The organism is Anaerobacillus alkalidiazotrophicus (assembly GCF_001866055.1).
This window is the reverse complement of record NZ_MLQS01000027.1, coordinates 15,770-30,474: the sequence shown is the minus strand read 5'-3', so window position 1 is coordinate 30,474 and position 14,705 is coordinate 15,770. Positions and strand designations below refer to the sequence as shown.

12 protein-coding genes are annotated in these 14,705 nt (G+C 33.7%); 7 read left to right on the top strand and 5 right to left on the bottom strand.

Annotated elements, in window-relative coordinates; all coding sequences use genetic code 11:
- Nucleotides 1-119 precede the first annotated feature (119 nt).
- Nucleotides 120-380 (top strand): stage VI sporulation protein F, encoded by a 261-nt coding sequence (locus tag BKP45_RS15705; protein ID WP_071390647.1) that lies wholly within the window; start codon nucleotides 120-122, stop codon nucleotides 378-380.
- Between the two features lie 464 nt (nucleotides 381-844).
- Nucleotides 845-2,938, top strand: a complete 2,094-nt coding sequence (gene ptsG / locus BKP45_RS15700; RefSeq protein ID WP_071390646.1) for a glucose-specific PTS transporter subunit IIBC — start codon at nucleotides 845-847, stop codon at nucleotides 2,936-2,938.
- Nucleotides 2,939-3,067: 129 nt separating this feature from the next.
- Here ptsG and BKP45_RS15695 read toward each other — a convergent pair whose 3' ends face one another.
- A complete protein-coding gene (locus BKP45_RS15695) occupies nucleotides 3,068-5,068 on the bottom strand; it encodes a methyl-accepting chemotaxis protein (RefSeq protein ID WP_071390645.1) in 2,001 nt (666 codons plus the stop codon).
- Between the two features lie 718 nt (nucleotides 5,069-5,786).
- Between BKP45_RS15695 and BKP45_RS15690 the strand changes: the two genes are divergently transcribed.
- On the top strand, nucleotides 5,787-6,995 hold the full coding sequence (locus BKP45_RS15690) for a TIGR04053 family radical SAM/SPASM domain-containing protein (RefSeq protein WP_071390644.1): 1,209 nt from the start codon (nucleotides 5,787-5,789) through the stop codon (nucleotides 6,993-6,995).
- A gap of 130 nt (nucleotides 6,996-7,125) precedes the next feature.
- On the opposite strand, the gene BKP45_RS15685 is transcribed toward BKP45_RS15690, so the two are convergent.
- Both BKP45_RS15685 and BKP45_RS15680 read right to left on the bottom strand, forming a co-directional pair.
- Nucleotides 7,126-7,452: a YppG family protein gene (locus BKP45_RS15685; RefSeq protein ID WP_071390643.1), complete on the bottom strand. Its 327-nt coding sequence runs from the start codon at nucleotides 7,450-7,452 to the stop codon at nucleotides 7,126-7,128.
- Nucleotides 7,453-7,480: 28 nt separating this feature from the next.
- Nucleotides 7,481-7,909 (bottom strand): Hsp20/alpha crystallin family protein, encoded by a 429-nt coding sequence (locus BKP45_RS15680; protein WP_071390642.1) that lies wholly within the window; start codon nucleotides 7,907-7,909, stop codon nucleotides 7,481-7,483.
- A 157-nt stretch (nucleotides 7,910-8,066) separates the two neighbouring features.
- Between BKP45_RS15680 and BKP45_RS15675 the strand changes: the two genes are divergently transcribed.
- Nucleotides 8,067-8,375 carry a phage holin family protein gene (locus BKP45_RS15675; RefSeq protein WP_071390641.1) on the top strand — a complete coding sequence of 103 codons (309 nt, stop codon included), beginning with the start codon at nucleotides 8,067-8,069 and terminating at the stop codon, nucleotides 8,373-8,375.
- 180 nt (nucleotides 8,376-8,555) lie between these two features.
- The gene (locus tag BKP45_RS15670) at nucleotides 8,556-10,094 is read left to right on the top strand and encodes a hypothetical protein (protein WP_071390640.1); all 1,539 of its coding nucleotides are present in this window, start codon (nucleotides 8,556-8,558) and stop codon (nucleotides 10,092-10,094) included.
- Nucleotides 10,095-10,870: 776 nt separating this feature from the next.
- Here BKP45_RS15670 and BKP45_RS15665 read toward each other — a convergent pair.
- Entirely contained in the window at nucleotides 10,871-11,569 is a 699-nt protein-coding gene (locus tag BKP45_RS15665) for an ATP-binding cassette domain-containing protein (RefSeq protein ID WP_071390639.1), read from the bottom strand.
- Nucleotides 11,570-11,813: 244 nt separating this feature from the next.
- Between BKP45_RS15665 and BKP45_RS15660 the strand changes: the two genes are divergently transcribed.
- Nucleotides 11,814-12,893 (top strand): mechanosensitive ion channel family protein, encoded by a 1,080-nt coding sequence (locus BKP45_RS15660; RefSeq protein WP_071390638.1) that lies wholly within the window; start codon nucleotides 11,814-11,816, stop codon nucleotides 12,891-12,893.
- Nucleotides 12,894-13,017: 124 nt separating this feature from the next.
- Here the strand turns inward: BKP45_RS15660 and BKP45_RS23375 are convergent, their stop codons facing one another.
- Nucleotides 13,018-13,974 carry a methyl-accepting chemotaxis protein gene (locus tag BKP45_RS23375; RefSeq protein ID WP_071390637.1) on the bottom strand — a complete coding sequence of 319 codons (957 nt, stop codon included), beginning with the start codon at nucleotides 13,972-13,974 and terminating at the stop codon, nucleotides 13,018-13,020.
- Between the two features lie 293 nt (nucleotides 13,975-14,267).
- Between BKP45_RS23375 and BKP45_RS15650 the strand changes: the two genes are divergently transcribed.
- Nucleotides 14,268-14,540 (top strand): glutaredoxin family protein, encoded by a 273-nt coding sequence (locus BKP45_RS15650; protein WP_071390636.1) that lies wholly within the window; start codon nucleotides 14,268-14,270, stop codon nucleotides 14,538-14,540.
- Nucleotides 14,541-14,705 lie beyond the last annotated feature (165 nt).

The window sequence follows — 14,705 nt, the reverse complement described above, 5'->3', positions numbered from 1 at the left end:
CAAAACCCTAACCATCATTCAATTAAAAACATATATTGATATTACTTAGTTATGTTTTTAACAAAAAACTAGACGGATTTCATAAAGTTAATTACCAAGTATTAGGAGGGAATGGTAAGATGGGTAACCAATTTTTTGGAAATATAGAAAAGAAAACTGGTGTAAATATGGCAGAGCTTCTTAAGTTAGCTGCTTCGATTCAAAATGCGAACTTAAAAGATGAAGCGACAGTTAGAAATTTGATTAAACAAGTAGGAAAGATTGCTAATAAACCAGTTAAAAAAGAAGTGGAGGATAAACTAGTTAATACTATTATCAATAATTCAGAACAAGTAAATATGAATACAATTGCTAAGATGTTAGATAAAAATAATAAATAGTTATTGTTTGAGTTATGAGGAGTTATTAAAGTAACTAATACCTTTGATAGGCTTAAGTGGTCGCAGACGAAAAATCTAACAAAAATCTTTAATAGCTATGTAACTGAATAATAATATTGAAAAGGCTTAGGGAAAAAGAGTATCCCTAGCCTTTAATTTTTGGTTATTATTAAAACCATCCTTAATTATTAATTAAATTTAAAGTTCCCGATTACCTATTCAAAGGAGGGTAAAGATAATACAGTGTAACTTAATAAACTCTTTTTGAAATACTATTGATTTTTTCTCTTAAAGCCTTCATTTTTTATAGAAAATTTCATGTAAGAAAACTTGGAAATTCCTTCTTATTGAATAGCAAATGAGTGAAATTTTGGTTTTCGGGGATAGTAAGTTTGAAAGGATCAGTCTACTTTAATCTTTGTATACATACTGATTCAATATATATGATTAGGAGGTTTGATAACTTGAAAAACGCTTTTGGAGTGTTGCAAAAAGTCGGAAAAGCCTTAATGACTCCAGTAGCTATTTTACCTGCTGCGGGTATATTGTTAGCCGTCGGTAATGCAATGCAAAATCCAGATTTAATTGCAAGGATACCTGCATTAACGACTGGATGGTTCCCTATGATTGCTACGGTTATGGAAGAATCTGGGGGGGTCGTTTTTGCTAATTTACCATTGCTGTTTGCTGTTGGTGTTGCCATTGGGTTAGCCAAAGGAGATGGAGTTGCTGCATTAGCTGCTATTATCGGTTACCTTGTGATGAATGTGACAATGGGTGTACTGTTAAATGTAACTCCTGACCTTGTTGCTGTAGATCCTGGATATGCTAGCGTATTAGGTATACCAACCTTACAAACAGGGGTCTTTGGTGGTATCATTATTGGTATTTTAGCTGCGTATTTGTTTAATCGATATTATGAAATCGAACTACCCTCTTATTTAGGGTTCTTTGCAGGTAAACGATTTGTGCCAATAATTACAGCTGTATCAGCACTTGTTGTTGGGGTATTAATGGTATTTATATGGCCATTTGCTCAACAAGGATTAAATGCTCTTTCACATAACATGGTAGATGCAAATAGGACAATATCAGCATTTATCTTTGGTATTATTGAGCGAGCGCTTATCCCTTTTGGATTGCATCACATCTTTTATGCGCCATTTTGGTTTGAGTTTGGCTCCTATACAAACCTAGCAGGGGACATCGTCCGTGGTGACCAAAGAATCTTCTTTGAACAACTTAGAGATGGAGTGGAACTTACAGCCGGTACATTTATGACGGGTAAGTTCCCATTTATGATGTTTGGTCTTCCGGCAGCCGCACTTGCTATTTATCACTGTGCTAAACCAGATCAAAAGAAGGTTGTAGCAGGTATAATGGCCTCAGCGGCCCTCACATCTTTTTTAACAGGGATTACTGAACCAATTGAATTTTCATTTTTATTTGTAGCGCCAATCTTATTTGGTATTCACACAATTTTTGCTGGATTATCGTTTATGATCATGCATATGTTAGATGTTAAAATTGGGATGACATTTTCAGGTGGGGTAATTGACTATTTCTTATTTGGGATATTACCAAATCGTACAGCTTGGTGGATCGTTATTCCAGTTGGTTTAGTGTTTGCCGTTATTTATTACTTTGGGTTCCGGTTTGCGATTACTAAATTCAATCTGTTGACACCAGGACGCGAAGAAGTGGTAGAAGATAAAGGTGATAAAAGTGGTAATCAAAAGAATAACTTACCCTATGAAGTTCTTGAAGCTATGGGGGGTAAAGCAAACATCACTCATCTAGATGCTTGTATTACCAGATTGCGTGTATCTGTCAATGATATTAAAAATGTAGATAAGAATCGTTTAAAGAAGTTAGGTGCAGCTGGAGTAATGGAAGTAGGTAATAACATTCAAGCAATTTTTGGACCGAAATCAGATACGATTAAAGGTCAAATGCAAGATATTATGGATGGAAAAAGGCCGATGCCAAAAGAAGTATCTACAGAGCTGGAAAATCAAGAACAAATCGAAGATGTTTTCCCTGATGTTCTTGAAAATGAAGAAATTGGAGATCGAAGTGAGTTCTTTGTAAAAGAAGTCGCTGCTGTAATTAACCCAATTGAAGGGGAAATTATTTCATTAACGGATGTGCCAGACCAGGTATTTTCTAAGAAGATGATGGGTGATGGATTTGCTGTTGTTCCTGTTAACGGAAAAGTGGTATCGCCGATATCTGGTAAAGTGGTTAACCTTTTCCCGACGAAACATGCGATTGGTCTCCAATCAAAAGAAGGTTTAGAAGTTTTAATTCACTTCGGGTTAGATACCGTGAACTTAAAAGGTGATGGTTTCAAAGCGTTAGTAAGTCAAGATGATTTCGTTGAAAAAGGTCAGCTTTTGTTAGAGGTAGATCTTGATTTTGTTAAACAACGTGTACCTTCGATTGCGACTCCAATTATTTTTACAAACTTAGAAAAAGGCAGTAGTATCCAAATCAACCGTAAAGGCAAAACAAATATTAAACAAGATAAAATTATCTCTTTGAACAAAGAAGATTAGTTAAGAAAATGAAAAATAAAGTCAAAGGCACTCTAAATATAGAGTGCCTTTGATAATCTTAAAGGTGAATAAATAACTGTTAAATTAGGATTAATTTGAGAAATGAACCGAAAGAAAAGTCCAAATTCATTATACTTTAAATTTACGAATTAATACCTCTAATTGCTCGCTCGCTTCTCTTAAAGATTGTGCTTGTTCAGCTACAGTTTGGATAGCAATAATTTGTTCTTGAGCAGATGCGCTTACTTCTTCACTAGATGCTGCAGTTTGTTGAATCATGCTTGAAATATGATGCATAGAAGTCACTACCTCATCTTTAAAGTTATTTACTTCAGCAACCTCATTTGTAATAGTATCAATAGCACTAATCATTTTATTAGTGACATTTGAAATTGTAGTGAAAGCCTTCTCTGTACTTTCTACTGATTGATTTTGCTTATTGGCAATCACTTTCGTCGTTTCCATTTCATTAACGGCAACACCAGCTTCGTTTTGAATAGTTAATAACGTTTGACGAACTTGTACGGTTGCTTTTGCTGACTCATCTGCTAATTTTCGTACTTCATCTGCTACAACTGCAAAACCTTTTCCGTGTTCTCCTGCTCTCGCAGCTTCTATAGAGGCATTTAATGCTAGTAAGTTAGTTTGTTCAGAAATTGATGTAATAGCATCCATAATTGTTTCAACCTCATTGATTTTATTCGTTAAGTTATGAACTACTGTTTCAACCGACTGAATGATTTCATTTGACTCTTTGGCTGCTATACGTAATCGTTCTACTTCCTTTATACCCTTTTCATTTTCGATACCGGATTGTTGTGAGAGTTTTTTCATATTTGTAATCTGTTTTGTTACATTTTCAATTTGCATTGAGAGCTCTGTTGTCCGTTGATTGGTTTCATCACAAGTACTAGCTACCCCACTAGTGCCATTTGCGATTTCAGAAACAGCTTTAGCAACTTCCTCATTGGTTGCTGAAGTTTCCTCAGAAATAGCACTTAAATCTTCAGATGAATTTCCTATTGTATGAGAAGAATGACTAACTGCTTCAATTAAATGACGTATATTACTCGTCATTACATTTAGATTTTTTGTGAGCTGACCTACTTCATCTTTTGATTTCCCTTCAAATATAACAGTTAAATCACCATTAGCAACGTTACTGACTTCTCTACTAAGAACACTTATTGGACGGGAGATATTAATAGAAATAATGTAAATGATAATGATCGAAATAGAAATTATTATTAACGAAATAATAATATTTGTATTACGAAGCGTAGTAGCTATTTCTCTTAAATCTCGATCATTATAAACAGTTCCGACCTTCCAATCTGTTGTTAATAAAGTGTCATAGATTAACACCCGTTCAACGCCATCTTGGGAATAATCAATGAATCCGTTGTTGTTAGAAGTGTACATTTCTTGAATGAAGAAATGTTCAGATAAATCTTCTCCTCTATCGGTAGGGTGAACTAATGCCTTTCCATGTTGGTCTAATAAAAACGGAAACCCGTTGTAAGCGACATTTACTTCACTAACTAAAGCTTCCAACTCATCAAGGGAGATGTCGATACCGATAACAGCATTAATATTTCCGGTTTGTCTATCCTTTATTGCTTTTGCAGCAGTAATTACATACTCGTTTGTTGAAACATCAATGTATGGTTCGGTCCAAATCACAGTATCGGGTGATTGAGTTGCCGCGATATACCAAGGTCGACTAGTTGGATCGTAATCATTTGGAAGGTCAAAGTGTGGAACTATATTCATTGATTTATCAATTTCACCAACATAAATTGCTTGAATTTCTGGATAGATGCTTAGGTAATGAGTAAAGTTTCCATTTAAGTTATGAAGAGCATTTTGTTTGTCGTTAGCCTCAATAGACTCGACAAATTCAAGTACAGAATGATCTTTACTAAACTGTTCAATAGATAGGCTATATTGATTTAAGTACATGTCTAATAGTTTTTGAAGTTCCGAAGCTAACTCTTGTGCTTGGTTTCTAACATCGTTATTAATATGAGTAGAAACTTGGTAAAAGTTAATGAAAGAAACAGTACTTAATGAGATTAATAAAAGAAAAGCAAACGTAACAATCATTTTTGTGTGAAGCTTTTTAAACATGAAATGAATCCCCCTTAATTTCTATGTTGCAATAATTCTCTGTGCATTTAATATAGCATCATTTTTATAGTAATGGAGTATTAAATTAAATATTTTGCAAATAAAAATCAGAAAATAAACAATTTTGGCGAAAATAGAGTGCGATTACCTATGTGGGAAAGGGTAACTAGGGCAAAGTTTTTATGTTTTCAGAATATATTTAGAGGGTTACATTATAATGTCTAGGTTATACTTTGATTGAAAGAGACATGGAAATATCTATAGTTATTAAGTTCATAAAATGTACATAATTTAAAAACCTTATTGTTATGGGCGTTTTTTACTAAGCCGGTGTTAACCAAGAAATTTATGTGATTAAATTCACAGTTATTAAACTAAATAAATAATAATCTTTATACGTAGTCACAAAAATACTATCAAAACTGTAAAGTATATATAAACCTAATTATTAGTTGCTAAAAGATTTTTGCTAGACAGAAACTTTATAAGCAGCTATCACCTATTTCAAACTACCAGCTCTATTAGATTTAGGTGGGACTTTATTTTCGTATATGAAATTAAATAATAGTTATAGAGTGAATTCATTATTAGCAAAAGCGAACTGTTAAATCTATATATAGCTACGAAACGGTTTGGCGTAACCAGATATAATATCGCAGTGGCTAGAACAATGAATGATAAAATTTGATTAAAAAATAAAACAAGATTGGTGATGAGAATGCAAGGAATGGGACATCCAAAAGAAATGGGACATCCACACAGAAGTGGTGGGCACCCTCATGGTAAAGGTCACCCAGGAGGAATAGGAGCAGCAATTGATTATAACAAAGACCCCTTTATAGTTATTTGGGAAGTAACGAGGGCATGTGAGTTGAAATGTGTGCATTGCCGTGCAGATGCTCAAACAAAGCCACATCCTGATGAGTTATCACATCAAGAGGGTATTAAACTAATTGATGAAATATATGAAATGAATAATCCGATGCTTGTTTTCACTGGTGGAGATTGTATGATGCGTAAAGATTTATACGATCTTGCAGAATATGCTGTGAAAAAGGGAATGCGAGTTTCTATGACGCCTAGTGCTACAGATAATGTTACAAAGGAAGCGATGCAGAAGGCTAAAGATGTTGGACTTTCTAGATGGGGGATTAGTCTTGATGGACCAACTCCAGAAATCCATGACCATTTCAGAGGAACAACAGGATCATTTGAACTAACAGTTGAAAAAATTAAATACTTAAATGAATTAAATATGCCATTACAAATTAATACGGTTATTTCCCGTTATAATTATGATTCGCTTGAGAAAATGGCAAAATTAGTTGGGGAGCTAAAAGCGGTTATGTGGTACATCTTTTTACTTGTGCCAACTGGGCGTGGGCAGATTGACGATTGCTTAACCCCGGCTGAACATGAAAAAGTATTTCGTTGGCTATATGAATTAGGAAAAACGGCTCCTTACGACATTAAAACAACTGCAGCACAGCATTATCGTAGGGTTGTTATTCAGCAAAAACATCGTGAAAAGCTTGTTGATAAAGAAAATATTCGCTATGAAGATTCAATTACAGATACTGCTTATTTAATCGACGGTTTAAAACGTGCTCCAAAGGGAGTGAACGATGGTAATGGGTTTATATTTGTCTCTCATACAGGCGATGTTATGCCTAGTGGATTATTACCCATAGTCGTTGGTAACGTTAGAGAAAAATCCTTAGCTGAAATTTATCGAGAATCGCCAGTACTAAAGAAATTACGTAACCCAGATCTTTATAAAGGAAAGTGTGGCATATGTGAGTTCCGTTTTGTTTGTGGCGGTTCCCGATCAAGGACATATGCTGTAACGGGTGACTATTTAGAAAGCGAACCGTTTTGTGTTTATGTACCAGAAGCAATGCGCAAAAAAGAAAATGCATCAACTTAGTAAATCGATTTTTAATCCCATAAAGGGCGGGTAAGATAACCTAACAACAGTGGTGTTTGATGGAAAACCACTCAGATTGAAGAGCTTAATAATATAGAAATAGAAAAAGCTTGGGTTCCCCAAGCTTTTTCTATTTCTTAATAAACAACGATCCAATTTGTTTCATAATTGGACTCATTTGATTTGCGGCTTTCATTATTTCATCAAACTGTTTTATAGCTTTTTGAAAATCAAAAGTCCCATCGGCTCCAGTTAACATTCCTTGCGGAGGGTTAGAACCTGGTTGGTTAGTTTGTGGTGTAGAATTTTGACCTTGATACATATTCTGCTGATACCAAAATGGGTGGGGTTGACCGTAATAACCGTACGGATGGTGATATGGGTTTTGATAATGATAAGGGTTCATAGGGTAGTGAGGATATAAAGGGAACGGATAGTGTTGGTTTCGGATGAACATTGAAATTCACTCCCTCTTCAATAATTAGTTATTCAATTTCAATAGTTCGTCTTTTATTAGGTAATATTATTTTTAATAGTCCATCACGGTATGAAGCTTTTATTTCTCCTTCAGAAATATTATATGGAAGCAAAACTACCCTTTCTGCTACTTGAATTGATTGGCTAGTGCGATAGGTTTGTTGAATATCGTTTGTTTCTTCAATTATTTCAGAGTTTTGAACGCTAATTTTTATTTGATTACGATAAATATCTAATTTTATTTGTTCTTTTTTAATCCCTGGTAATTCTGCTTCGATGATGAAATGTTTATTTGTTTCATATTGTTTAATTGGAAAACCACTTACAAATTGGAAATTGCGAAATGCTTCATTGAAAAAATTGTCTATAGACTTCAAGAAATCTGCAAATGGTTTTTCACTAAAAGGGGTTGGCAAGTTATCTTTCTTTTTACTCATCTAAACTATCACCTCGGTCAATATTTACATGGTATTCTCCACATATTTTATGTGAATTTAAAAAATTGGTTTGGGCGCTTATCTTGATTGAGATAAGCAAATAGCAGTTCCATACTTATTTCCTATGAATAAACTAATAAAAAAGGGAGTGAAGAGGATGTTTGAAGAAATATTTACACAAATTCAAATTAGTGATCAGCTAGCTCTCGTTGTGCCAGCATTAATGGTAATTGGTTATGCATTAAAGAGAACGCCCAAGGTCCCAGACTGGCTCATTATATGGATACTATTATTTATAGGGGTGCTTGCAAGTGGGTTTACTCTAGGGTTTACAGTTAATGGAATAGCAAATGGTATAATAGCAGCAGGGGCAGCGATTACTACACATCAAGCATATAAACAAACAATTAGAAGAGATGGAAATGGAACACATCCTTTCGTAAAAAGAAAGACTAGAAAAAAATAATTTTTTCCAACTAAAAACCTAAGTAATACGCCTGAAAATGGGATTATTTGAAGAACTTCACAAAAAAAATCATTCGGCTATCGAAGATTTCCATCGTTCTCCCATTTACCAAAAGAGAAAAAACATGTATGATAGATTGCGAGAATATTTTATATTATGATAGGGGGAGAACTTAATTTTATGGAAGGAATAATTGAACAAGTTGGTAGCTTACAAATGCTCAACCATTTTTGGTTGACCTTATTTTTGTTAATACCAATGGTTTTAATTTCTCGTACTGTTGTTGCGGGTACTAGGTATTCACCAATTTTAATTATTGTTATTTTTGGATTGACCATGGGGTATATTTTAGTTGCGACAGGTGTTGCTTCACCTGGTCTAGCTGAATTTCCTATTGTTGATTTTATCGCAAAAACAACAATTATTGCACTTATTGTCTCGTTTTTTGTTGGGGGCCAAGAACTAAGGAAAATTCTTGGTGGTAAAGAACTTTCAGGGGAAGACATGATTGTACCATCAGAGGAAGAATCATTTCTAGGTACGACGAGAACACAATTTGTTTTTATCCTTCGTTCATTTTTCTTATTACTTGGTATTGAAGGGTTAGTGAGAATATTATTAGGTAATAATGCTGGTGATCTTAGTCGTTATTATCCGCTTGTTGCATATATTGGAATAGTAGGCGCTATTATTTTAATAGATAATAAAGCAAAAATTAGTAATAAGCATTTATATATTCGTAAAGGTGTATTAGAAATTTTTGCGATTGTTGGTATTTTACTTCTTTCCTTTAATCTTGCTGCACTTATTAGACCGATCATCGCTTTACCACAAATCTTCTTTGCAATGCTTATTGCAGCTGGAATTGGGGCTGTCTTCTATAAGTACAGTTTTGGTCCAACAGTAAAATCCCTACTGTTTGCAGGGATTCCAGTTGTTCTTGCTGCAAACTTTATGGTTGGTGGTTCAAGAATAAGTGAAGCGTTTACTATTCAAGGAATGAATTCGGTCCTAGCATACGGATTTTTCGGACAACTATTTTGGATGTTTGGTGGTATTGCTTTACTAATGTATTTTGCGAAAACATCAAATGTTCGTAATTTAGCTCCGGGGATGGCGGGGGCACTTTCTCACTCAGGTTTAACTGGAGCATGTACCGCTGGAGACCTTGGTAAACATGCTGCAAGTCGTGCGCCAATCATGATCAATATTCCGTTTTTCGGCCACGTTTTTGTATTCTCTGTACTTGCAATGAGTGCAGAAAGAGGTTCATTAATGCTGGTTCCTGCGTTTATAATTGTAGCTGTAGGGGTATTATTAACTGTCCTATCATTAAAGAATTTACGTGTAGCAAAGGGTCAAGATAATAAAGAAGTCAAAGCTTTAATGCAATTTTCATTTGGTTTTCAACTTTGCGCTGTTTTTGGTGGTCTAACATTGCTTAGCCTAAGTGCAATGTCGATGGAATACGGAGCTATGGCACAAACAGCAGCAATATCACACTTTGGATTATTTGCAGCTGTTCAGGAAGGAATGTTTGGGGATCAAGCTGCCGGTTTAATTCCATTTATTTTCTCAATGCCGTTTTTAGTGCATCCATTAGTATTTTTTATGTTTGGTAAAGCTATGGAGAAAAACGGTGAGATGCCGAAAATGCCAGTTTATATCTTAATGTTAATTGGTGTAATTGGTGTTGCTTTAGCATTATTTGTATTCTAGTAATAAAAAGACGATACCTATATTTATATAAGTATCGTCTTTTTTGTACTTTAAGAAAGTTTAACTTCGCTAAAGGATTAAAGTATAAGAAAAACTGAGGCTATCTCTATAGGACTTGGCGATAAGCCGGGTTTTTCTAACAAGGTAAGTATAAAATTTCTAACTTAGAAACTGTCTAGCGCAAGCAGCCTACGAGCTCGGTCACTTCAGTCAAGCAACTGAGTTCAATTACCTCTTGAAATCCTTCGTTGATTAGCTTCATGCAGCTTTGCTCTTGAGCAAACGGAGTGGCACAGGAGCAGCTGCTCGTGACCAAGGCGCTTGCGCTTTTCTAACACGTGAAGAATATGATATCTGTACTTTCAAAGGTGTCTAGCTCCAACTCTACAAGGTTCTTAACTAAGTTAAGGTAGACTAGACTTTGTTTATCCCACTCTTAAGGGGCAGTAAGACCCCCACCTCAAAACGGAAGAAAATCGAAAAGTTTAGGTGGGGGATTAACTGCCCCTAAAGGTCCGATATAGAAATAACTTTCATCAGCGAAAGCTGATGATTAGTTATTCTTATGCCCGTGGAATAAGTTAAACTAACAATCAGTGGGGGATGAAGGGAAACCCCCACTGATTGAAGTTCAGCTTTATTAAATGTTTCATAGTGTGTGTGTTTGAGTAATACTACTATAAAGCATTCCTCGTAGAACCAAAAAGTACACGCTTGCACTCATGGGCAATCCGAGTGTGCTTATTCGTAATAATCGATGCATTGGAATTATACTATTAATGCAGTAGCGCTTTATAATTATTATCTACATATTCCACCAGATTTTTATTTTCCAGCTTTAATATACGGTCTGCTATAGGACATTGGTCAGTTTCTCCTGTAATTATTAAAGTAATATTTTGTTTTTTTACAAACTGTATAAGTGTACAGTATATATCAAATCGGTCATCAGAGTTAAAAAATTTAGTGAAATCATCTAATAATAATATACGAGGATTGGTCATTAAAGCCCTTGCTAATGTTATTTTTAATTGTTCTGTTTTACTTAATTGATCAGGAAGTTGTGTAAGTTGTTTTTCCCTAATACCAAGAATTGATAAAATATAATTAGCTTCTTCAGTAAATATCTCAAAATCCGATTTTTGGTCATCTTGGCCCATTAACAATTGTTGCTGAATAGTTAAGTAAGGAATTAAGCAATCTTCACTTGTTAAAAAGCCTATATGTTTCAAACGCCAATCTGAACGATTTTCAATAAATAATAAATCCTTTCCTAATACCTCAATTTTACCTCGATTGGGCGGTGTCATAGCTGCAATCATTTTAAGTAATGTCGATTTCCCGGATTTATTCTCACCACTAATAAAGACAATTTCTCCTTCTATAACGTGGAACGACATGTCTTCAAATAAGATATTTTTATGGTTCCCTCTGAAATATTTCTTTGAAACGTTCTTTGCTTCTATTGCATACATGCGCTACCCTCCTATCAAGCATTTACACAGTTTGACCATATATTTATTTAATCATTATTCAAATTTATTTTATATATGAATATTGAGTAAAGTTTGAATATTATATTAAGAAAAATCAACAAATTAATGATCTTCGCTTTTTGAAATTAGAAGAAAGGTTATTGAATTTAACTTGTTGCATTAAAGTAGTTCCTAGGTATATGATTTATTAGAGTAAGGTTTGTGTAACGCAAGGGGGATCATTATGTTTGAAGAATATTCACACTTACTAGGTTGGTTAATCCAATGGGAGGATATTGGGATTGCCATCGGTATTTTTATTTTGTTTCACGTTTTTAGAAAAGTTTTTACAAAATATATTTTTAAACTATTATTAAGGTTTGCCAAAAAAACTCCGACAGAATTACTAACGAACATATTTGTAGCGTTTGAAAGTCCTGTGCGGTTATTTTTCGTCGGTTTAGGTACATATTTATCATTAAAATATTTGCCGTTAACACAACAAACAGATGCTTTTATATTACAAATGTATCGTTCTTTTAATATATTTCTTATAGGATACGGTTTATTTAACTTATCGGCATCTTCGTCTGTATTGTTTCAGAAGATAAGTGAAAAAATAGATTTAGAAGTAGATGAGATTTTACTTCCATTTTTATCAAAAATAGTTCGAGTAATAATTATTGCATTAATCATAAGTGTCATAGCTGGAGAATGGGATTACGATGTGAATGGTTTTGTAGCGGGGTTAGGTCTAGGTGGACTTGCATTTGCGTTAGCAGCTAAAGATGCGATTGCTAATCTATTTGGAGGAGTAGTAATTATTACTGAAAAACCTTTCTCAATTGGTGACTGGATAAAAACGCCAAGTGTTGAAGGGACGGTTGAAGATATTACGTTTAGAAGTACAAAAGTTCGAACATTTTCTCAAGCAATCGTTACGGTTCCTAATTCGGTTCTTTCTAATGAACCTATTACAAATTGGACTAAGATGGGGAAAAGGAGAGTTTCATTTCATTTGGGTGTGACGTACTCAACACCTAAAGAAAAACTTGAATTAGTTATCAGGAATATAGAAGAACTGTTAAAAAACCACACGGAAGTTGATCAAGAAACTATTTTTGTGAAGTTTGATGTATTTAATGATAGTAGCTTAGATATTTTCATATATTTTTTCACAAAAACAACTGTGTGGGGAGAATTCTTGGCTGTAAAAGAAGATATCAATTTAAAAATTATGGAAATTCTTGAAGGTGATGGAGTATCTGTAGCGTTTCCAAGTAGAAGTATTTATATAGAAGCTAATGAAAGAAACACAGAATAATCGAAGTGTGATTATTTTCGTTAATGATAGGCGGTTCACTAAGCTATACTTTTCTAATTAAAAGGGACAGCCTAGTAAACCGTCTTGTTTTTTGTGAAATACTTTTGTTCTTAATGTCTGTTATTTAATTAGTAAAAGATTTGATACCAGAAATTCCTTCTTGTAGTTTAATATCTACAATTTCTGCATCTTCAATGTGTTTTACAATCATTTCATTTGCATTTTCAAAAGTTTCTTTAGTCATAACGATTTGGTCCATTACTTCCTTACTATATGTTTGTTGATTTTCGATAGATGCAATTAATTGTTGTGCGTTGTCCTGAACTAGGTTAATCGCAGATAAGATACTTTCGATACTTTTTGATGTTGTATTACTTTGTTTCATTCCTTCATTAACGGCTTCTAAATTAGTATTAGCATCTTGTAAAGCTTTTTCGGTATCTTGTTGCATATGCTTAATTAGTTCTGTAATTGAACGAGTACTTAATGAAGTATTTTCTGCTAACTTTCGAACCTCATTTGCTACAACCGCGAAGCCTTTTCCGTGTTCACCAGCTCTAGCGGCTTCGATAGAGGCATTTAATGCTAATAAATTAGTCTGTTCTGTAATATCGCTTATTACATTAACAATTCCCTCTATTTCTTTAGAACGAGACCCAAGTTGCGACATACTTAATGAAGTCTGTTTTGCTTCATCTCCTAATTTATGAATGAGAGCTTGTACTCTTTCCATAGCTTTTTGTCCTTCTTGAGATTTGGTTACCATCTCATTTGTAGCCCTAATTAAGGAATTTCCTTTTTCTGATGTATTAACGGAGTTGTTGTTAGCCCGAACACTAATATCATTTACGTTTTCGAAATGGTATTTAAGCTTCTCTACTAACTCAGCTAATATAGTATGTTGGTTATTTACTGAATCATGTTGATTTAATATATTAGCTAAATTGTTATCCATTGTTTGAAGAAATGAATTAATTGAAGAATTTTTTTCGTTAAGGATTTGTTCAGTTTCTTCTAATTTAGAAGCTAAACGTTCATTTTCTAGAAGTAATTCTTGATATGTTTTTTTTAGTACAATCATTGTTACACCTCATTTAAATGTTGAGAATAATAATCGTTTGAGTCGAAGGCCTTTCTATTTAATAATAGCATACTTTAGTTAAAAAGGGGTGCATTACTCTATAAATAACGTTATAATGTTGTTTTAATTGATTAAACATTGTTGTTTTTTTATACATTCCTATAAAATTTTAACTAGACTATGATAAACAATCCTCTCACTAGTTTAAAGTAATTATAATTTAAAATTGACTATAATACTATGTTTTTATATGATATACATAATAGATAAATTGAAAAATTGGAGGGAATTACGTGTCATCATTTGAAGTAATTGTTTATATTAGTTCAGGTTGTCCGTATTGTGAAAAAGTAAAAACTCAACTGAATGATTGGGGAATTGAACACGAATTACGAAATGTATCTTTACATAAGGAGTATTTTGATGAATTACGTGCTAAAAAGTTATCTGGAACTCCTGCAACTTATGTAAATGGTAAGTTAATATTAGGATTCCAAGAAAAGAAATTCAAGAAAGCTTTTGGAATAGAAGAAAAAGATGAAAGTACCCCTGAAGTATCAAAGTAATAAGAGTAGTGTAGGAATAATAAAGTATTAGTGATTTTAAATTATAGTAGAAAGCAAGAAAAACTGAGTGAGGTGGCTTCCCTCACTCAGTTTTTTTGTAGAAGATGATTAGCATAAGTTGAATAGAAAGTAAAAAATATGGGTATGTAAAAGTTAGGGAGTGAT